Here is a 17,836-nt window from a genome sequence, read left to right as displayed (position 1 = left end):
GGTGATAACGATTATTGTACGGGGAGGGTTCGTTCAGGGCGCGGTGCCAATCGCGCAATAACCAAAGCTCAACAGCAAAATATCGATGAACTAGAGATAGAGACTTTGAGCTCGATTGTCAACTTTTAGTTTTCGGCACGTTAATATCAGGTTTGCGACACAATATATCGGGCGAGATAAAACACCGTTGCATCACCGTCCTGGCAATCCCATTTTGTGACCATGACGATAAAAGCGACCCCAACGTTCCGCCACCCCATAACGATCTCTCCAATCGATATCGACGAGATGGGCCACGTCAACAATGCCGTGTACCTTCAATGGGTGCAGGAGGCCGTTGTGCGTTACTGGCAGCACGCATCTCCCATCGAAGCGCAGGGCCGGCTTCTTTGGGTCGCCCTCAAGCATGAAATCACCTATCGCGTGCCCCTCTTTCTCAATGACAAGGTTGAGGCGCTGGTCACTGCCACTGGAACGCGCGGGTCACGCGCGTCCTTCGCGACGATGTTCAGGCGCGGTGATGATCTGGTGACAGAAGTGCGCAGTTCCTGGTGCTGCGTGGACGCGACCACCCGACGACCGCGCCGAATCGCTGACGATATCGCGCGCGTATTTTTACCGGGGTGAGAAGTGCAGAAAATGGTGAGCGGTATACGACGCCCACATCGTCTTCCTCGCAGTGACGTGTGATCGCCTATCCATGGACGAGCAGTGCGAGCTTCTCCATGGCGGGCGGTCACGGTCCGCTGGTTTCGCTATTTCTTCTTCGCTTGATCGTGATGCCACTTGATGGCGAAGAACATGCCCGTGCCTAACACGAGAATCTTGAGCGGAAAGAAGACTATAGGGAACCAATCCCACATTTCGGATACTTCCAGGCTATTACTTGACGCTATCTATCGTGAGAGAGCACTACCTCAAAACCGCTGCATCCGACATCAGCCATGTTGACGCAGATGAGATCACGACATTCCCATCAAATGGCAGGAGTGGGCTTGCCCCGTGTTTCCGGACGGGTTGTTTAAGCTGACAAGCTGGTGACCACTTCTGGCGCGTCGGCGTCATGACGGCTCTTGGCGCAGAGCGGCAGACGCCTCTTGGCCCGAAGCGGACGTCTCGTTGAAGCAGTTAGACGACACTGAGAGCTAGTTGGCGGCAGACCTGACCGTGAAGTACCCGATGAAATCTGGGTCGCTGACGCCATTTCCTGAACTGTCCGTGTAGACCCCTTCTTCAGCTCTTTCGAAAGCATCGAGTATGGGGGGCAGGTTGATTTCGTTCTCCGCTTCGTCACCCTCGAGCTTAACCGTTATCCCCCACCGGGGATCGACAGTTTTGACATAGCCGTGGTGTTGCCGCTGTTCTGCTACGGTTCCATCAGGCTCGCGATAAGTGAGCCCAAGGAGGACGAGGCTGCCGAGGAGTTCTTCCGCGAATTCCAGGTCCCAGTCCGCGTCAGGTTCATTTCCCTCTAGCCAGTCGGTTGCCATGTCTCTTCTCCGCTCATACCGCGATACCATAGCTTAGCTCAGTCAGGGTGCAATGACCGATTGTGGGCCCAAAGCAGTCGCATCGCGTCAGACAGACTTGAATAGTTTGCGACGAAGCCATTTCGGGAGGCCACCATCCGACTCAACAAATGCCTGGCGAAAGCGCTCAGCGGAAGTTTCCTTCGACCAAAACTCGGGATCAAGTAACAGCTTCTCACTAATCCGCTTTCGCAACTCTTCCGCTTCGGGAATTCGCCGCGCGAACAACATCTCCTGCCGGATGCAGATTTTCTCGATACGATGGCGATTTTCATAGGTGTAGGGAAGGCCGAATTCGAACAGCCGAGCGTGCGTTGTTTCATGAATAATCGTGGAAGCGATAAACTCAATTGGGGAAGAAAGCACGAATACCGGGTCCAGTTGGCATCTTCGCAATTCTGGCAAATATCTTCCTACCGCCCCGAACAGATAACTGATCCAAACTCTATCAAATGACGCAATTACCGTTTTGTATCTATTGGCATCGTGCGTTTTGATAAGCGCGAAGGCGGCCTGTACGCGGGTTAAGACCTCGTCCTGATCCTCATCGCTGAAAACCCCAATCCAGGTGCCGTCGACTACTGTCGACTTCGAAAGCCGCATAAGCGCAAAATCGACAAGTTGCTGAATCTTCTTGCGGATTTCTATCGACAATTTGGTGATCTCATGCGGTGAACACAAGTTTCCGGTGGGATATTACACCGATAGAATCGGCGGTATTTAACGCCTCATCCGATGGTTGGTTTTTCTCTCTACGCTTGGCAGCAACCGTCTGCAAGCAGGAGGGCGTTAGTCCGGTTATGGCGCTTTCCGGACGAAGGATGGTGTCCGCAAACGGACCCAAAGCCGTCATCGGTAGGACCACCGGGATCAACGACGGTCGGCCATCGGTGACGTGGGCGGCGATCCGAATGCAGGCGCGCCACGGTCACCTCGCGGCGAACGAAAAAGGCGGGACCATGTCCCGCCTTTCGCCAATATCCAGTCTCTGCCCCTGCGCGACTGGCACAGTTCAGTGGCTGTCCTTGCCCACCGCGCTGCCGCGACATCCCTTGAGGAAGTCGAGGTCGGCGCCGGTGTCGGCGCCCTGGACGTGCTGCTGGTGCAGCCAGGCATAGCCGGACGTCGGCAGGTCGTGGTTCGGCTGCCATTCGGCCAGGCGCTTCGCCAGTTCCTCTTCGGAAATGTCGAGGTGCAGGCGGCGGTTTGGCACGTCGAGCTCGATGAAATCGCCGTTCTTGACGACCGCGAGCGGACCGCCCACAGCGGCTTCCGGCGAGGTGTGCAGGACGACTGTGCCGTAGGCGGTGCCGGACATGCGGGCGTCAGAAATGCGAACCATGTCGGTTATGCCCTTCTTCAGCACTTTCGGCGGAAGGCCCATGTTGCCGACTTCGGCCATGCCCGGATAGCCCTTCGGCCCGCAGTTCTTCATGACCATGACGCAGGTCTCGTCGATGTCGAGATTGTCGTCGTTGATCTTGGCCTTGTAGTCGTCGATGTCCTCGAAGACGACCGCCCTGCCCCGGTGCACCATCAGATGCGGTGAGGCGGCCGACGGCTTCAGCACCGCGCCCTTCGGCGCCAGATTGCCGCGCAGGACGACGATACCGCCCGACTGCGTCAGCGCCTTTTCGGCGGGCAGGATGACGTCCTCGTTCCAGTTGACGACGTCCTTGACCTCGTCCCAGACGGTTTCGCCCGAAACCGTGATCGCATCCTTGTGCAGAAGACCGGCCTCGCCGAGGCGCTTCAGCACGACGGGCAGGCCGCCGGCGTAGAAGAACTCTTCCATCAGATACTTGCCCGACGGCATCAGGTTGACGATCGTCGGCACGTCACGGCCGCAGCGGTCCCAGTCGTCCAGCGTCAGGTCGACGCCGACGCGGCCGGCCATGGCGAGCAGATGGATCACGGCGTTCGTCGAGCCGCCGATCGCCGCATTGGTGCGGATTGCGTTCTCGAAGGCCTGCTTCGTCATGATGTCGGACGGCTTCAGATCGTCCTTGACCATCTGCACGATGCGGCGGCCGGTCAGCTGCGCCATCACCTTGCGGCGGGAATCGACACCCGGGATCGCGGCATTGCCCGAGAGAGCCATGCCGAGCGCTTCGGCCATGGAGGCCATGGTGGAGGCGGTGCCCATGGTGTTGCAGGTGCCCGACGAACGGCTCATCGAGGCCTCGGCCTCGAGGAATTCGGCCTGCGTCATCTCGCCGGCCTTCACCATTTCGGAGAACTTCCACAGATGCGTGCCGGAACCGACGCGTTCGCCGCGGAAATAGCCGTTCAGCATCGGTCCGCCGGTGACGACGATCGAGGGCAGGTCGCAGGATGCAGCCCCCATGATCAGCGACGGCGTGGTCTTGTCGCAGCCGACGAGGAGGACGCAGCCGTCCATCGGCTGGCCGCGGATCGCTTCCTCTACCGCGAGTGCCGCGAGGTTGCGGTACATCATAGCGGTCGGGCGGAAGGTGTTTTCGGAGGCCGAGAACACCGGAACCTCCAGCGGGAAGCCGCCGGCCTCCCACACGCCCGCCTTCACCTTCTCGGCGAGCTCACGGAGATGACCGTTGCAAGGGGTCATGTCCGACCAGGTGTTGAGGATGCCGATCACCGGCCTACCGTCGAACAGGTCGTGCGGATAGCCCTGGTTCTTCAACCAGCCACGATGGTAGATCACGTCGCGGCTCGTGCCGCCGTACCATTCCTGCGACCTCAGCCTGCGCGGCCATTCTGCTTTCTTCGTCATTTTCCAAACGTCCTTGAAAAGGGCGCCCGGCGTCAGTGCCGGAACGCTTTGGTCATGCCCGCATGCTGACGGCCGTGACCGTTGTTCAGACCTCGTTGGCGCGCCTGCCCGGCTTATCTGGCCCGGTGCAGAACCTCGCGCGGCCCGCGCTGCTCTTGCGCTTCAGGCCGGCTGGAGACGCACGCCGATCCGTCGCCCTCAGAGCTGCCGGATCTCGATCTCTTCTTCCGCGGCGATCGCCAGCGGATTGCGCAGCGCGAGGCCGAAGCCGTCTGCGCCGATCTCGAACACATCGCCCTCCTGCGTGCGGATGCCGTCGCCGAACGACAGTGTCGCTGTGCCGAACATGTGCACATGCACCTCGCCGGGCTGGCGGAAGAGCGGATACTTGAAATGGTGATATTCGAGGTTGGCGAAGGTGTGCGACATGTTCGCCTCGCCGGAAACGAACGGCTTTTCCCACAGCACTTTGCCGTCGCGGACGATGCGCGAGAAGCCGCGAATGTCGTTCGGTGCCTCGCCGACGCGGATCTCCGGCCCGAAGCTCGCCTGGCGCAGCTTCGAATGGGCGAGATACAGGTAGTTGACCCGTTCGGTGACGTGGTCGGAGAATTCGTTGGCGACGGCAAAGCCGATGCGGTACGGAACGCCCTTGCTCGAGATGACGTAGATGCCGGCCATTTCCGGCTCCTCGCCGCCATCCTCGGCGAAGGAAGGCGAGGTCAGGGCCGCGCCGGGCGCAACCGCCAGCGAACCGTTGCCCTTGTAGAACCACTCGGGCTGGACACCCTTCTCGCCGGGCTTCGGCTTGCCGCCCTCGAGGCCCATCTTGAACATCTTCATCGAGTCGGTCAGCGTTTCCTCGGCCGCCTCGCTCGTTTTCTTGTGCATCGCGTCGCGGGTCGCAGCCGAACCCAGATGGGTCAGGCCGGTGCCGGTCAGATGCAGATGAGCGGGATCGGGATGGGTGATCGGCGAGATCAGCCGTCCTTCCGCATAGGCCTTTTCCAGATCGACGGCATCGCCGAGACCGTGCGCCTCGATCACCGCCTTCAGGCTCTTGCCGCCGTCGGCGGCTTCCATGGCCAGCGCATAGAGGCTATCGGCATTCTTGACGGCGCGCCCGCCCTGCCCCTCTTCGCGCACGACGACGGTGATGGAACCGTCAGCATTCTTGACCTGAGAAACCAGCATCGTTCATTTCCTTGCAAATTTGGCTGCTATCGACCGCGGGCATGCCGCGGGTCCGGCGTCCGCACCAGGCCGCCGGCATTTTGCCGGCAACCTGTCGGATCGAGCCGGTCGGTCAGCCCTTGTTCTTGTTGTAGACGTCGAAGAATACGGCCGCGAGCAGTACCAGACCCTTGATGAGCTGCTGGTAGTCGATGCCGATACCCATGATCGACATGCCGTTGTTCATCACGCCCATGATGAAGGCGCCGATGACGGCACCCGTGATCTTGCCGACGCCACCGGACGCAGACGCGCCACCGATGAAGCAGGCCGCGATCACGTCCAGTTCGAACCCGACGCCGGCCTTGGGCGTGGCCGAGTTCAGGCGGGCGGTGATGATCATGCCGGCAAGTGCCGCAAGCACACCCATGTTGGCGAAGGTATAGAAGGTCAGGCGCTCGGTGTTGATGCCAGAGAGTTTTGCCGCCTTCTCGTTGCCGCCCATGGCATAGATCCGCCGGCCGACGGTGGAACGCGTGGTGATGAACGAATAGAGCGCGATCAGAACGCCCATGACGACCAGAACGTTCGGCAGGCCGCGATAGGTGGAGAGCTGGAAGCCGATGAACAGCGCCACGACGGTAATGACGGCCATCTGGATGGCGAAGAACACGAACGGCTCGTTCTCCGATCCGTGCATTTCGTTGATGCGGCGATTGCGGAAGCCGGACCAGATGGCGAGTGCGACGAGGATCACGACCGCGACCAGCGCCACCATGTTCTTGATCGTCTCGGGCGCCGGATTGAGGAAAGAGAGGAAATCCGGAACGAAGCCGGTCGAGAGGATCTGGAACTCCTTCGGGAACGGGCCGATCGGGCGACCGCCGAGCACGACATAGGTCATGCCGCGGAAGACGAGCATGCCGGCAAGCGTGACGATGAACGCCGGGATTTTCTGGTAGGCCACCCAGTAGCCCTGCGCAGCCCCCATGATGCCGCCAACGATGAGACAGGCGGGCACCACGACGATGGCGGGCAGCCCCCATTTCACCAGCATGATCGCCGATATGGCGCCGATGAAGGCGACGATCGACCCGACAGACAGGTCGATATGCCCGGCGACGATGATCAGCAGCATGCCCAGCGCCATGATGACGATGAACGAGTTCTGCAGCACGAGGTTCGTGATGTTGACGGGTCGGAACAGAACGCCGTTGGTGACGATCTGGAAGAACACCATGATGACGACGAGCGCGACGAGAAGTCCGTACTCGCGGATGTTGTTTTTGAGGTAGTCCGCGATGGACGGTTTGGCGGCAGGAGCGCTTGTATCGGCGACCATTAGTGTTTCTCCCCGGAGCGCATGATAGCGCGCATGATGGATTCTTGGCTTGCCTCCTCCTTGGAGAGCTCCGCGACGATACGTCCTTCGTTCATGACATAGATGCGATCGCAGGTTCCAAGCAGCTCCGGCATCTCCGAAGAGATCATCAGTATGCCTTTGCCCTCGGCTGCAAGCTGGTTGATGATGGTATAGATCTCGAACTTGGCGCCGACATCGATACCGCGCGTCGGCTCGTCGAGGATGAGGACCTCAGGATTGGTGAACAGCCATTTCGACAGCACCACCTTTTGCTGGTTGCCCCCCGAAAGGTTGACCGTTTCCTGATAGATCGAATGCGAGCGGATGCGCAGTTTCGACCGGTAGTCGGTCGCAATCTTGGCCTCCTTGCGGTCATCGATGATGCCGTTGCTGGACACCGCACCCAGATTGGAAAGGGTGGTGTTTTCCTTGATGTTGTTCATCAGCACGAGGCCCAGATGCTTGCGGTCCTCGGTCACGTAGGCCAGGCCCGCATCGATCGCCTTGGGGATCGTGCTGACGTCGACCGGCTTGCCGCGCATGTAGACGTCGCCGGTGATCTTGTGGCCCCAGGACTTGCCGAAGAGGCTCATCGCCGTCTCGGTCCGCCCCGCGCCCATCAGGCCGGCAATGCCGACCACCTCGCCGGCACGGACCGTGAAGTTGACGTCGTGCAGGAACTGGCGGTCGCGGTGATGCTGGTGGAAGACGTTCCAGTTCTTCACCTCCAGCAGCGTCTCGCCGATCTTCGGCTCGCGCGGCGGATAGCGGTCCTCCATGTCGCGGCCGACCATGCCCTTGATGATCCGGTCCTCGCTGATGTCTTCCTTGTGACAGTCCAGCGTTTCGACCGTGCCGCCATCGCGCAGGATCGTGATCTTGTCGGCGACCTTCTTGATCTCGTTCAGCTTGTGCGAAATGATGATCGAGGTCATGCCCTGGTTGCGGAACTCCATCAGCAGCTTCAGGAGCGCCTCGGAGTCCTTTTCGTTCAGCGATGCGGTGGGCTCGTCGAGAATCAGGAGCCTGACCTTCTTCGACAGGGCCTTGGCGATCTCAACGAGTTGCTGCTTGCCCACGCCGATGTCGGTGATAAGGGTCGACGGCGATTCGCTGAGCCCGACCTTCTTCAGCAATTCTTGCGTCCGGGCAAAGGTCTGCGGCCAGTGGATCACCCCGTTCTGGGCGATCTCGTTGCCGAGGAAGATGTTTTCGGCGATCGACAGCAGCGGCACGAGTGCCAGCTCCTGGTGAATGATGATGATGCCGAGCTCTTCGCTGTCGGAAATGGTCGAGAATCGGCGCACCTCACCGGCGTAGTGAATCTCGCCTTCGTAGGTTCCCGCGGGGTAGACGCCGCTGAGCACCTTCATGAGCGTCGACTTGCCAGCGCCGTTCTCGCCGACCAGCGCGTGGATTTCTCCTTCGCTCACCTTGAAGCTGACGTTGTCGAGCGCACGGACGCCGGGAAACGTCTTGGTGATGCTCCGCATTTCGAGGATGATGTTGTCCATAGTCCTGGCATTCCGGCAGAAATCTGCGAGCGACGGGAGTGGGGCCCGAACTCCCGGGCCCGCCCGCCAAGGTAAAGGGTCCGCGATCGCGCGGACCCCGTTTCATGGCGATCAGTTGTTGATCTGATCTTCGGTGTAATAACCAGCGCCGACCAGGATGTCCTTGGCGTTGGACTTGTCGACCGAAACCGGCTTCAGCAGGTAGGACGGGATGACCTTGACGCCGTTGTCGTAGGTCTTCGTGTCGTTGACTTCCGGCTCCTTGCCGCCGAGGATCGCGTCCGTCATGTTGACGGCGACCTTGGCGAGTTCGCGGGTGTCCTTGAACACCGTCGAATACTGCTCGTCGGCGAGGATCGACTTGACCGACGGCAGCTCGGCGTCCTGACCGGTGACGACCGCCATCTTCTGGTCGCCCGAGCCGTAGCCGACGCCCTTCAGGGCCGAAAGGATGCCGATGGAGAGACCGTCATAGGGCGACAGCACGCCATGGACCTGCGCATCGGTGTAGGTGGAGGACAGGAGGTTTTCCATGCGGGCCTGGGCAACCGCACCGTCCCAGCGCAGCGTGCCGACCTGGTCCATGCCCTGCTGGCCGGACTTGATGACGATATCGCCGCTGTCGATCAGCGGCTGAAGGACCGACATGGCGCCGTCGTAGAAGAAGAAGGCGTTGTTGTCGTCCGGCGAACCGCCGAACAGCTCGACGTTCCACGGCTTGACGTCGCCGAACTGGGCCTTCAGGCCGTCGACGAGGCTGGTTGCCTGCAGGACGCCGACCTGGAAGTTGTCGAACGTGGCGTAGTAGTCAACATTGCCCGAATCGCGGATGAGGCGGTCGTAGGCGATGACCTTGACGCCGGCGTCGTGCGCCTTGGCGAGAATGTCGGAAAGCGTGGTGCCGTCGATCGCGCCGATCACGAGAACCTTGGCACCCTTGGTGACCATGTTTTCGATCTGCGCCAGCTGGTTCGGGATGTCGTCATCGGCAAACTGCAGGTCCGGCGTGTAGCCAGCTTCCTTGAACAGCTTCTCCATCGTCTCGCCGTCGGAAATCCAGCGGGTCGAAGTCTTGGTCGGCATGGAGATGCCGACGGCGCCCTTGTCCTGGGCGAAGGCAGGCATAGCGAAGGACGCCACGCTGACGGCAGCAGCGGCGAGAAGCGAGGTGATCAATTTCATTAGCAGGTCTCTCCCTTGTATTTGCGGCTCAACCCCCAGGTCCGAACCGTACGCGATGCTTCGTTGCCCGCTGTCGCAGACGACGGTCTCCAACGGAGGAAAAGGATAATCACCCCTCCCGGCCTCAACTCCCTTGGGCACGAGCGCACCTGCCGGCAACCTGTAACGAATTGCCATAACTGTCAAATACAATAAGCTTCTATTCCCATATCAAAACAGGTATATTGACCGCTAATGATATGATTTTTCGACAGGGCCTTATGCACTCCATGCACACCAGTGAATTCATCGACGACCTTCCGCCCGATGGGCCGCGGGACGAGCAACTCGGCCTCGGTCTCCTTCGCTCGGGCCTGAAACTCAATCACCTTCGCATGATCGTGGCGATCGACCATCACAAGCAGATCAGCGCCGCCGCCGCCGCACTCAACATCTCCCAGCCGGCGGCTTCGCGCATGCTGACGGAAATGGAGAGTATAATAAAGGCGCAGCTCTGTGAACGGGTCTCGCGCGGGGTGGAACTGACACAGTTCGGTCGCGCCTTCGCCCGCCGCGCCCGCACCATCCTGCTCGAACTGGAAGAGGTGGACCGCGAGATCACCGCGCTCAAGTCCGGGGCGGGCGGCACCGTATTTCTCGGCACCGTGACGGCGCCGGCGATCAGTCTTGCGGTGCCTGCGATTCAGCAGGTCAGCGCCGCCTATCCGGGCATCGAGGTCAATGTCCGCATCGAGACGAGCAACGTGCTCGCCCGCGAACTCTTGTCCTCAAAGCACGATTTCATCCTCGCCCGCGTGCCAGACGATCTCGATCCGCGACTGTTCAACGTGCAGGAAATAGGCATAGAGAAGGCCTGCCTGATCGTCCGCAAGGGCCACCCGCTGGCCGACAAGCCGGTCGTTTCGCTCTCGGACCTTCCCTCCTTCGACTGGGTGTTCCAGCCGCCGGGAACACTGCTGCGCCGGCGGGTCGAAGAGCTTTTCATCGCCGGCGACGTCCCCCTGCCGACGACGGTGGTCAACACCGCTTCCCTGCTCCTCACGGTCGCGCTCGTCTGCTCGTCGAATGCCGTCGCGCCGATCGCCCGCGACATGGCCGAGTTCGTCACCGAGAAAGGCGGCGGCCCCAGCGAGGTGCGCATCCTCAACACCGACTTCGACATCGACATCAAACCCTACAGCCTGATCTCCGTCAAAGGACGCGCCCTCCCCCCGAGCGCGAAGCTGTTCTATGATCTCATCCTGCAGCGCAGCAGGATGCTTTTCCCCGAGCGCGCGGAAGACTGAGGAAGAACCGGTGTTCGGCAAAAGCGTTTTTGAGAGTGTGCTGGAGCGCCTGCGGGTGGAGGAAGAGTCCGCGTCCGAAGATGGCGTCGGCGCGGTGAACGAACCGTCGCGTGGCCCCCTTCCGGCCTTCGCGGTGTTCGGCGGGGATCACATGGCGGCATCCGGTCGTTCGGCTGCATCCGCCTATCGCGAGTTCGCGGACGACGAGCCGATGAAAGGCGAAGTCGGGCAGCGAGACGAGCCGGCGATCGACGTGGCCCCGGCATCACCACCGCATCTGATGCGGACGACGCCGGACGAAGTGGCTGCGGACCTCGGACTGCGCGGATCGGAAACCGGTGCGGAACTGGCCGCGATCCGCCGTGCATTCGCGCGTGACAATCATCCGGACGCAGCCCCGGAGGCGTTGCGGGCGAACGCGACGCGCCGGATGATGATCGCAAACATGCTGATCGACGAAACGCTGCGGCGCATGCAGGCGGAAGCAGCGCTCGGCTTGCGCAGGTGAACGGTAGCTATTGCTCCCGGCTGTCCCCGACCGGCTTTTCCTCGACCGGCTTGTCCTCGGTCAGCTTTTCCTCGGTGGGCTTTTCGGCCTGCTCTTCCGGCGGCTTGTAGAAAAGCAGCAATTGCGCAAACGCGTATGAGCTGATGACCAGAAAGATCAGTCCCCAGGTCTGCTGGCCGTTGTAGTATTCCACGGCGGTCCAGGCGATGCAGCCCCCGACCAGCACCAACCGAACCCAGAGCGGGCGGTAGACCGGGTGGGTGGGATCGATGAATTTCATGCGGCGCCTCCGACTGTTCCTCGGAAGCCCTCTTAAGAGGTTTTGTAGAAGAAGGAAACCGCCGCCAGGGCGCGCGAGGAACAGCTTGACGTCGGCCTCACGAAATGGAATGAATATTCCAAAATGACGCACGCGCAGCTTACGCATTCCATTTTGAGGGATGCGGGTGACGCACCATCCTCTTCGCAAGAGAGGCGCAATCGGGGAAAGCGCATGCCCCCGCCCACCGCCGGCAGAATCTCCGGCAGCACCATGAGTTGAAAACATGACGGTCAGATTTGGTCTTCTCGGCGCCGGTCGCATCGGCAAGGTCCACGCCAGGGCGGTCACCGGCAACCCCGACGCGGTTCTCGTAGCCGTCGCCGATGCCTTTCCCGCAGCGGCCGAGGCCATTGCCGCGCAATACGGTTGCGCCGTGCGCACGATCGAAGACATCGAGGCGGCCGACGATATCGACGCCGTCGTCATCTGCACGCCCACGGACACGCATGCCGACCTGATCGAGCGCTTCTCCCGCGCAGGCAAGGCGATCTTCTGCGAAAAGCCGATCGATCTCGACGTCGCCCGGGTGCGCGCCTGCATGCGCGTCGTTGAGGAAACCGGCGGCAAGCTGATGGTCGGCTTCAACCGTCGCTTCGATCCGCATTTCATGGCTGTGCACCAGGCGATCCAGGCCGGCCGGATCGGCGCGGTCGAGATGGTGACGATTACCTCCCGCGATCCGGGTGCGCCGCCCGTGGACTACATCAAGCGCTCGGGCGGCATCTTCCGCGACATGACCATTCACGACTTCGACATGGCGCGCTTCCTGCTCGGCGAGGAGCCGGTTTCGGTGACGGCGACGGCAGCCGTGCTGGTGGACAAGGCGATCGGCGAAGCCGGCGACTACGACAGCGTCTCGGTGATCCTGCAGACGGCAACTGGAAAGCAGGCGATCATTTCGAATTCGCGCCGGGCCACCTATGGCTACGATCAGCGCATCGAAGTGCACGGCTCAAAGGGCATGGTCGCGGCGGAAAACCAGCGCCCGGTCTCGATCGAGATCGCGACGGGCGACGGCTACACCCGCCCGCCGCTGCACGATTTCTTCATGACCCGCTACACCGAAGCCTATGCCAACGAGATTGCAGGCTTCATCGCTTCGCTGGAGAAGGGTACGCCGCTTTCGCCATCCGGCGCCGATGGCCTGGCCGCCCTTGCCCTTGCGGATGCCGCCGTCAAATCGGTTAAGGAAAAACGCCTGGTAGAAGTAGGCTGAGGCGGCGCGCCCGCCAGACCGGCACCGATCCTCCCAGCAACTGGCCGGGCCGTCATGCCCGGCCTTTTTTGTGGGCCGCACGCTTCAAGCCGTCTCGCCTTCCGCCAACGGCCGTTCGGAGGCGAGCAGTCGGTCGATCCGCGTCAGAGCGCGATCGACATGCCCCTCGAAGACCAGCGTCGCCTCCTCCGGCACCATCGAAATCTCAGGCATGCCGTTCAGACGCACCTGCTGCGACTGCCGCAATCCCTCCTCCAGCCCGCGCGACAGGAGATCAAGGAAGCGCGTTCCCGGCCCGGTGATCGTAACCGGCATGCTTCCGTAAAGGCTCAGGACACGCGACAACCCTTGCCCGAGCGCCAGCCCCGCCTGGCGGAAGGCATATTCGGACATGCGGTGCCCCTGTCGCGCCCGCTGCGCGATCTTCTCCATCTCGGCAAGGGGCACGAATTTTGCGGGAATGGTGTCGGGCGGCACCTCGAAGGCCGTCCGCAGGATGCCATAGAAACCGGCCGACGCCTCGATGCACCCCTGGGCCCCGCAACGACAGACCTTGCCGTCTGCCGCATGCAGCATGTGCCCGAAATTGGGCGCGGACACTTCAATCTCGCCTGTCGCATGCAGATTGGCAATCCCGAGCCCGACACTGTGGCCGAGGGACAGCGCGGCAAGCCGGCGGGTGAGCCCTGATGCGGGTTCAGCGCGCAGACCGAGCGCATGGGCGACGAGCAGCGTCTCGTTGCTGAGCGTGACCGAACGCCACTCGCCCAGCACGCCTGCGAAATCGATCTCATCCAGCCCGAAGACCGGCGACCAGACCAGCGTGGCACTTGCCGGATCCACGATGCCCTTGCTGCTGATGGAGACCTCAAGCACCCGCGCGCGATCCAGGCGCGAACGCTGCAGCGTCTTTGCCAGCCCCGCGCGCAGCGCGTCGATGAAGTGCGCCGTCGAGGGGTCCGCATGCTGCCGCGGCTCCTCGAAGCGATCGATCAGCATGCCGGCATAGTCGGCAAGGGAATACTGCACCGCGTCAGACGAAATGCGAACGGTGAGGATATGGCCATAGTCGCGCTTCTGGCGGAACAGCACACGCGGGCGCCCTCGTCCACCGGCGCTGGCCTGCTCCTGGCGCTCCAGCACGCCGCCCCGCTCCAACTCGGCCGTGATCGCCGAAACGGTCGCCGAGGCAAGGCCTGTGCGCGCCGAAAGCTCCGTATGCGACAGCGCCCCCTGCCGCCGCAGCGCTGCGAGCACAAGCGCACTGTTTTGCTGACGCACCAGCTCGGTGCTCGATCGCGTCAGCATTGCAAGGCTCCGGTTTGAAAAGACGATTTCAACGAATGCTCCTCCCAAAGCATCTGTTGCGGGCGCCGACAAGTCCTTCACCCCCTTGTTGACAGCCCCCCGAACTTCTGACATCTATTTTCTCGACTGTCGAGAAAAATTCCGGGAGAGCTTGAGGGCGTGGAATTGCGGCAGTGTCAGAGAGCTGGTTGTCGACGGTGACGGGAGGTTCGTCCGGACGGCCGGCGTTCACTTGGGAGGATAATATGAAATCAGTTTTGAAGCTGATGGCAGGCGTTGCCGTCATCGTATCGCTGCATTCCGTGGCGCAGGCCAAGGATCTCGTGGTCGGCGTTTCCTGGTCGAACTTCCAGGAAGAGCGCTGGAAAACCGACGAAGCCGCCATCAAGGCAGCCCTTGAGGCTTCCGGCGACAAGTACATCTCCGCCGATGCCCAATCCTCGGCAGCCAAGCAGCTGACCGACATCGAATCGCTGATCGCCCAGGGCGCCAACGCCCTGATCGTGCTCGCGCAGGATAGCGACGCCATCGGCCCGGCCATCGAAAAGGCCGCAGCCGAAGGCATCCCGGTCGTCGGTTACGACCGCCTGATCGAGAACCCGGCCGCCTTCTACATCACCTTCGACAACAAGGAAGTCGGCCGCATGCAGGCCCGCGAGGTGTTCAAGGTCAAGCCGGAAGGCAACTACGTCTTCATCAAGGGCAACTCCGCCGACCCGAACGCCGACTTCCTGTTCTCCGGCCAGATGGAAGTGCTGAAGGAAGCGATCGACGGCGGCAAGATCAAGAACGTCGGCGAAGCCTATACCGACGGCTGGAAGCCTGAAATCGCGCAGAAGAACATGGAACAGTTCCTGACGGCGAACGACAACAAGGTCGACGCGGTCGTCGCCTCGAACGACGGCACCGCCGGCGGTGCGATTGCAGCCCTCGACGCCCAGGGTCTCGCCGGTTCCGTTCCGGTCTCGGGCCAGGATGCCGACAAGGCAGCGCTGAATCGCGTGGCGCTCGGCACGCAGACCGTTTCGGTCTGGAAGGACAGCCGTGAACTCGGCAAGCGCGCCGCCGAGATCGCAGCCGAGCTGGCCGGCGGCAAGAAGATGGAAGAGATCGAGGGCGTCACCACCTTCGAGGGCGGCCCGAAGGGCGTTGCCATGCAGTCGGTCTTCCTGGCGCCGCTTCCGATCACCCAGGACAACCTGAACGTCGTCATCGACGCGGGCTGGATCTCCAAGGAAGAAGCCTGCCAGGGCGTCAAGGGCGACCTCGCCGCCTGCAAGTAACAAAGCTCCGACGGGCATGACCCACCACTTTCCAAGCGCCGCAACGCAATCCGTTGCGGCGCTTGCGCAAGGTGGAGGGGCGGCGGACAATGCCTGGGCCATCCTTTGCCGACGCCGTTCGGCAAAGGATGCGACCGGGAAGTACGCGGGCCGAAAGCCGCGCGGACGAAAGTCCCGCAGTCACGTCCGTCATCGCCAGACTTGGCCTCGTCAATCCTGCCCACTGGGCCGGCGACGCGGCGACAACAACAATTTCAGTGGGGGGAAGGCACGTCCATGGCCGACATCACACAAGCTACCCAGACAAATCGGGCCCGGAACGCGGATGAACATCCCGTCAAACGGTTCTTCCGCGCAACCGAGATCGACACCCGCCTGCTCGGCATGGTCGGGGCGCTGGTCATCATCTGGGTCGGCTTCCAGTTTCTCACCGGCGGCCTGTTCCTGACGCCGCGCAACCTGTGGAACCTGACGGTGCAGACCTCCTCGGTCGCCGTCATGGCGACAGGCATGGTGCTGATCATCGTCACCCGCAACATCGACCTTTCCGTCGGCTCGGTGCTCGGCTTCTGCGGCATGATTATGGGGGTCATGCAAGCAAAAATCCTGCCGCAATATCTCGGCCTCGAGCATCCTGCGATCTGGATCATCACGCTCGGCTGCGGCATCCTCGTGGGGGCTGCGATCGGCGCCCTGCACGGCTCCATCATCGCCTTCCTCAACGTGCCCGCCTTCATCGTCACCCTCGGCGGCCTGCTGGTCTGGCGCGGCGCCACCTGGTTCGTCACAAGCGGCCAGACCGTCGCCCCGATGAATTCCACCTTCCGCCTGATGGGCGGCGGCACCGAGGGCTCGATCGGCGCCACGGCGAGCTGGATCGTGGGCATCGTCGCCTGCCTCGCCATCGTCGGCGCGATCCTGAACTCGCGCAAGCAGCGCAAGCGCTTCGGCTTTCCGCTTCGCCCCGTCTGGGCCGAATACTTCCTCTCGGTGCTCGGCTGCGCCCTGGTTCTCGGCGCGGTCTCCGTCGCCAACCACTACTACTGGCCGACCAACATCGCCCGCCGTTATGCCGACGCCAATGCCATCGCCTGGCCGGAAGGCGGCCTGCAGATCCCGCACGGGATCGCCATTCCCGTCCTGATCGCAATCGGCGTCGGCATCGTGATGACCTTCATCGCCACGCGCCTGCGCTTCGGCCGCTATGTGTTCGCGCTTGGCGGCAACCCGGAAGCAGCCGAGCTCGCGGGCATCAAGACGCGCTGGGTCACTGTCAAGATCTTCATGCTGATGGGCGTCCTGTGCGCCATCGCGGCCGCGATCTCGACCGCCCGCCTCAACGCCGCCACCAACGCGCAGGGCGAGCTCGACGAGCTCTACACCATCGCCGCGGCCGTCATCGGCGGCACCTCGCTGGCCGGCGGCGTCGGCACCATCGCTGGCGCCATGATCGGCGCCCTCGTCATGCAATCGCTTCAATCGGGCATGGTGCTTCTCGGCATCGACAGCCCGTTCCAGCGCATCGTCGTCGGTGTGGTTCTCGTTGTCGCCGTCTGGCTTGACACCGTCTATCGCGCCCGCGCCAAGTAAAGGAGTTCGCCTCATGACAGATCAACGCACTCCGCTCGTGGAAATGAAGAACGTTTCCATCTCCTTCGGCGGCATCCATGCGGTCGACAACGCCTCGGTCGATCTCTACCCCGGCGAAGTCGTCGCCCTTCTCGGCCACAACGGCGCCGGCAAGTCGACCCTCATCAAGATCCTGTCGGGCGCCTACAGGCGCGATGGCGGCGAGATCCTGATCAATGGCGAGCCGGCCGAGATCAACAACCCGCGCGACGCCAAGAAATATGGCATCGAGACGATCTATCAGACGCTCGCCGTCGCCGACAACGTCGACGCCGCCGCCAACCTCTATCTCGGCCGCGAACTGCGCACCCCCTGGGGCACGCTCGACGACGTGGCGATGGAGGCGAAGGCGCGCGAGGTGATGGGCCGGCTGAACCCCAACTTCCAGCGCTTCAAGGAGCCGGTGAAGGCGCTTTCGGGCGGCCAGCGGCAGTCCGTCGCCATCGCGCGCGCCATCCTGTTCGACGCCCGCATCCTGATCATGGACGAGCCGACGGCAGCGCTCGGGCCGCAGGAAACGGCGCAGGTGGGCGAGTTGATCAAGCAGTTGAAGAAGGAAGGCATCGGCATCTTCCTGATCAGCCACGACATCCACGACGTCTTCGACCTCGCCGACCGCGTCTCGGTGATGAAGAACGGCCAGGTCGTTGGCCATGCGCGGACCGAGGACGTGACCAAGGACGAGGTGCTCGGCATGATCATCCTCGGAAAATGCCCGCCCAAGGCCATTCCCGGCCCCGGAGCGATGCAGGTCGCCTGACGGCGACGCTC

16 protein-coding genes are annotated in these 17,836 nt (G+C 62.2%); 7 read left to right on the top strand and 9 right to left on the bottom strand.

The window, feature by feature from the left end; genetic code table 11:
• Window positions 1-222: 222 nt before the first annotated feature.
• A complete protein-coding gene (locus CRO48_RS15530; protein ID WP_097140768.1) occupies window positions 223-627 on the top strand; it encodes an acyl-CoA thioesterase in 405 nt (134 codons plus the stop codon).
• 518 nt (window positions 628-1,145) lie between these two features.
• Here CRO48_RS15530 and CRO48_RS15520 read toward each other — a convergent pair.
• From CRO48_RS15520 to chvE, 7 genes are all read right to left on the bottom strand, one after another.
• Window positions 1,146-1,490 (bottom strand): hypothetical protein, encoded by a 345-nt coding sequence (locus tag CRO48_RS15520; RefSeq protein ID WP_097140766.1) that lies wholly within the window; start codon window positions 1,488-1,490, stop codon window positions 1,146-1,148.
• 87 nt (window positions 1,491-1,577) lie between these two features.
• Entirely contained in the window at window positions 1,578-2,183 is a 606-nt protein-coding gene (locus CRO48_RS15515; protein WP_097140765.1) for a hypothetical protein, read from the bottom strand.
• 358 nt (window positions 2,184-2,541) lie between these two features.
• Window positions 2,542-4,281: an L-arabinonate dehydratase gene (gene araD / locus CRO48_RS15510; protein ID WP_097140764.1), complete on the bottom strand. Its 1,740-nt coding sequence runs from the start codon at window positions 4,279-4,281 to the stop codon at window positions 2,542-2,544.
• A 198-nt stretch (window positions 4,282-4,479) separates the two neighbouring features.
• Window positions 4,480-5,475 (bottom strand): AraD1 family protein, encoded by a 996-nt coding sequence (araD1, locus tag CRO48_RS15505; protein ID WP_097140763.1) that lies wholly within the window; start codon window positions 5,473-5,475, stop codon window positions 4,480-4,482.
• Between the two features lie 112 nt (window positions 5,476-5,587).
• The gene (gene mmsB, locus CRO48_RS15500) at window positions 5,588-6,796 is read right to left on the bottom strand and encodes a multiple monosaccharide ABC transporter permease (RefSeq protein WP_097140762.1); all 1,209 of its coding nucleotides are present in this window, start codon (window positions 6,794-6,796) and stop codon (window positions 5,588-5,590) included.
• Window positions 6,796-8,331, bottom strand: coding sequence for a multiple monosaccharide ABC transporter ATP-binding protein (gene mmsA, locus CRO48_RS15495; protein WP_097140761.1), 1,536 nt, complete (start codon window positions 8,329-8,331; stop codon window positions 6,796-6,798). The genes mmsB and mmsA overlap by 1 nt, the downstream gene beginning before the upstream one ends.
• A gap of 111 nt (window positions 8,332-8,442) precedes the next feature.
• On the bottom strand, window positions 8,443-9,513 hold the full coding sequence (chvE, locus tag CRO48_RS15490) for a multiple monosaccharide ABC transporter substrate-binding protein (RefSeq protein ID WP_097140760.1): 1,071 nt from the start codon (window positions 9,511-9,513) through the stop codon (window positions 8,443-8,445).
• Between the two features lie 269 nt (window positions 9,514-9,782).
• On the opposite strand from chvE, the gene CRO48_RS15485 reads away from it, so the two are divergent.
• Together CRO48_RS15485 and CRO48_RS15480 are read left to right on the top strand one after the other, a co-directional pair.
• Complete coding sequence (locus CRO48_RS15485) at window positions 9,783-10,799, top strand: LysR family transcriptional regulator (protein WP_176526773.1); 1,017 nt, start codon at window positions 9,783-9,785, stop codon at window positions 10,797-10,799.
• Window positions 10,800-10,809: 10 nt separating this feature from the next.
• A complete protein-coding gene (locus CRO48_RS15480; protein ID WP_097140759.1) occupies window positions 10,810-11,307 on the top strand; it encodes a hypothetical protein in 498 nt (165 codons plus the stop codon).
• A gap of 7 nt (window positions 11,308-11,314) precedes the next feature.
• Here the strand turns inward: CRO48_RS15480 and CRO48_RS15475 are convergent, their stop codons facing one another.
• Window positions 11,315-11,587 (bottom strand): hypothetical protein, encoded by a 273-nt coding sequence (locus tag CRO48_RS15475; protein ID WP_245423536.1) that lies wholly within the window; start codon window positions 11,585-11,587, stop codon window positions 11,315-11,317.
• Window positions 11,588-11,852: 265 nt separating this feature from the next.
• Here CRO48_RS15475 and iolG point away from each other — a divergent pair, with 265 nt between their 5' ends.
• On the top strand, window positions 11,853-12,845 hold the full coding sequence (gene iolG / locus CRO48_RS15470; RefSeq protein WP_097140758.1) for an inositol 2-dehydrogenase: 993 nt from the start codon (window positions 11,853-11,855) through the stop codon (window positions 12,843-12,845).
• 84 nt (window positions 12,846-12,929) lie between these two features.
• On the opposite strand, the gene CRO48_RS15465 is transcribed toward iolG, so the two are convergent.
• Window positions 12,930-14,153, bottom strand: a complete 1,224-nt coding sequence (locus CRO48_RS15465) for an ROK family transcriptional regulator (RefSeq protein WP_097140757.1) — start codon at window positions 14,151-14,153, stop codon at window positions 12,930-12,932.
• A 245-nt stretch (window positions 14,154-14,398) separates the two neighbouring features.
• Between CRO48_RS15465 and xylF the strand changes: the two genes are divergently transcribed.
• The 3 genes from xylF to CRO48_RS15450 all read left to right on the top strand — a co-directional run bounded on the left by xylF (window position 14,399) and on the right by CRO48_RS15450 (window position 17,825).
• Window positions 14,399-15,436: a D-xylose ABC transporter substrate-binding protein gene (xylF, locus tag CRO48_RS15460; protein WP_097140756.1), complete on the top strand. Its 1,038-nt coding sequence runs from the start codon at window positions 14,399-14,401 to the stop codon at window positions 15,434-15,436.
• Window positions 15,437-15,712: 276 nt separating this feature from the next.
• Window positions 15,713-17,026, top strand: coding sequence for a sugar ABC transporter permease (locus CRO48_RS15455; RefSeq protein WP_097140755.1), 1,314 nt, complete (start codon window positions 15,713-15,715; stop codon window positions 17,024-17,026).
• Between the two features lie 13 nt (window positions 17,027-17,039).
• Window positions 17,040-17,825, top strand: coding sequence for an ATP-binding cassette domain-containing protein (locus CRO48_RS15450; protein ID WP_097140754.1), 786 nt, complete (start codon window positions 17,040-17,042; stop codon window positions 17,823-17,825).
• The last annotated feature ends 11 nt before the right edge of the window (window positions 17,826-17,836 follow it).

It is taken from the genome of Rhizobium subbaraonis (assembly GCF_900220975.1).
In the GTDB taxonomy this organism is placed as follows: domain Bacteria; phylum Pseudomonadota; class Alphaproteobacteria; order Rhizobiales; family Rhizobiaceae; genus Mycoplana; species Mycoplana subbaraonis.
Note: the sequence above shows the minus strand (reverse complement) of the source record. Positions and strands in the feature narration are given on the sequence as shown.

What these genes read in the sequence shown, in the direction of transcription:
- xylF (WP_097140756.1), top strand. Translation starts at nt 14,399, where the DNA reads ATGAAATCAGTTTTGAAGCTGATGGCAGGCGTTGCCGTCATCGTATCG.
- mmsA (WP_097140761.1), bottom strand. Translation starts at nt 8,331, where the DNA reads ATGGACAACATCATCCTCGAAATGCGGAGCATCACCAAGACGTTTCCC.
- CRO48_RS15475 (WP_245423536.1), bottom strand. Translation starts at nt 11,587, where the DNA reads ATGAAATTCATCGATCCCACCCACCCGGTCTACCGCCCGCTCTGGGTT.
- CRO48_RS15455 (WP_097140755.1), top strand. Translation starts at nt 15,713, where the DNA reads ATGGCCGACATCACACAAGCTACCCAGACAAATCGGGCCCGGAACGCG.
- CRO48_RS15465 (WP_097140757.1), bottom strand. Translation starts at nt 14,153, where the DNA reads ATGCTGACGCGATCGAGCACCGAGCTGGTGCGTCAGCAAAACAGTGCG.
- mmsB (WP_097140762.1), bottom strand. Translation starts at nt 6,796, where the DNA reads ATGGTCGCCGATACAAGCGCTCCTGCCGCCAAACCGTCCATCGCGGAC.
- CRO48_RS15450 (WP_097140754.1), top strand. Translation starts at nt 17,040, where the DNA reads ATGACAGATCAACGCACTCCGCTCGTGGAAATGAAGAACGTTTCCATC.
- CRO48_RS15485 (WP_176526773.1), top strand. Translation starts at nt 9,783, where the DNA reads ATGCACACCAGTGAATTCATCGACGACCTTCCGCCCGATGGGCCGCGG.
- araD1 (WP_097140763.1), bottom strand. Translation starts at nt 5,475, where the DNA reads ATGCTGGTTTCTCAGGTCAAGAATGCTGACGGTTCCATCACCGTCGTC.
- chvE (WP_097140760.1), bottom strand. Translation starts at nt 9,513, where the DNA reads ATGAAATTGATCACCTCGCTTCTCGCCGCTGCTGCCGTCAGCGTGGCG.
- CRO48_RS15520 (WP_097140766.1), bottom strand. Translation starts at nt 1,490, where the DNA reads ATGGCAACCGACTGGCTAGAGGGAAATGAACCTGACGCGGACTGGGAC.
- iolG (WP_097140758.1), top strand. Translation starts at nt 11,853, where the DNA reads ATGACGGTCAGATTTGGTCTTCTCGGCGCCGGTCGCATCGGCAAGGTC.
- araD (WP_097140764.1), bottom strand. Translation starts at nt 4,281, where the DNA reads ATGACGAAGAAAGCAGAATGGCCGCGCAGGCTGAGGTCGCAGGAATGG.
- CRO48_RS15530 (WP_097140768.1), top strand. Translation starts at nt 223, where the DNA reads ATGACGATAAAAGCGACCCCAACGTTCCGCCACCCCATAACGATCTCT.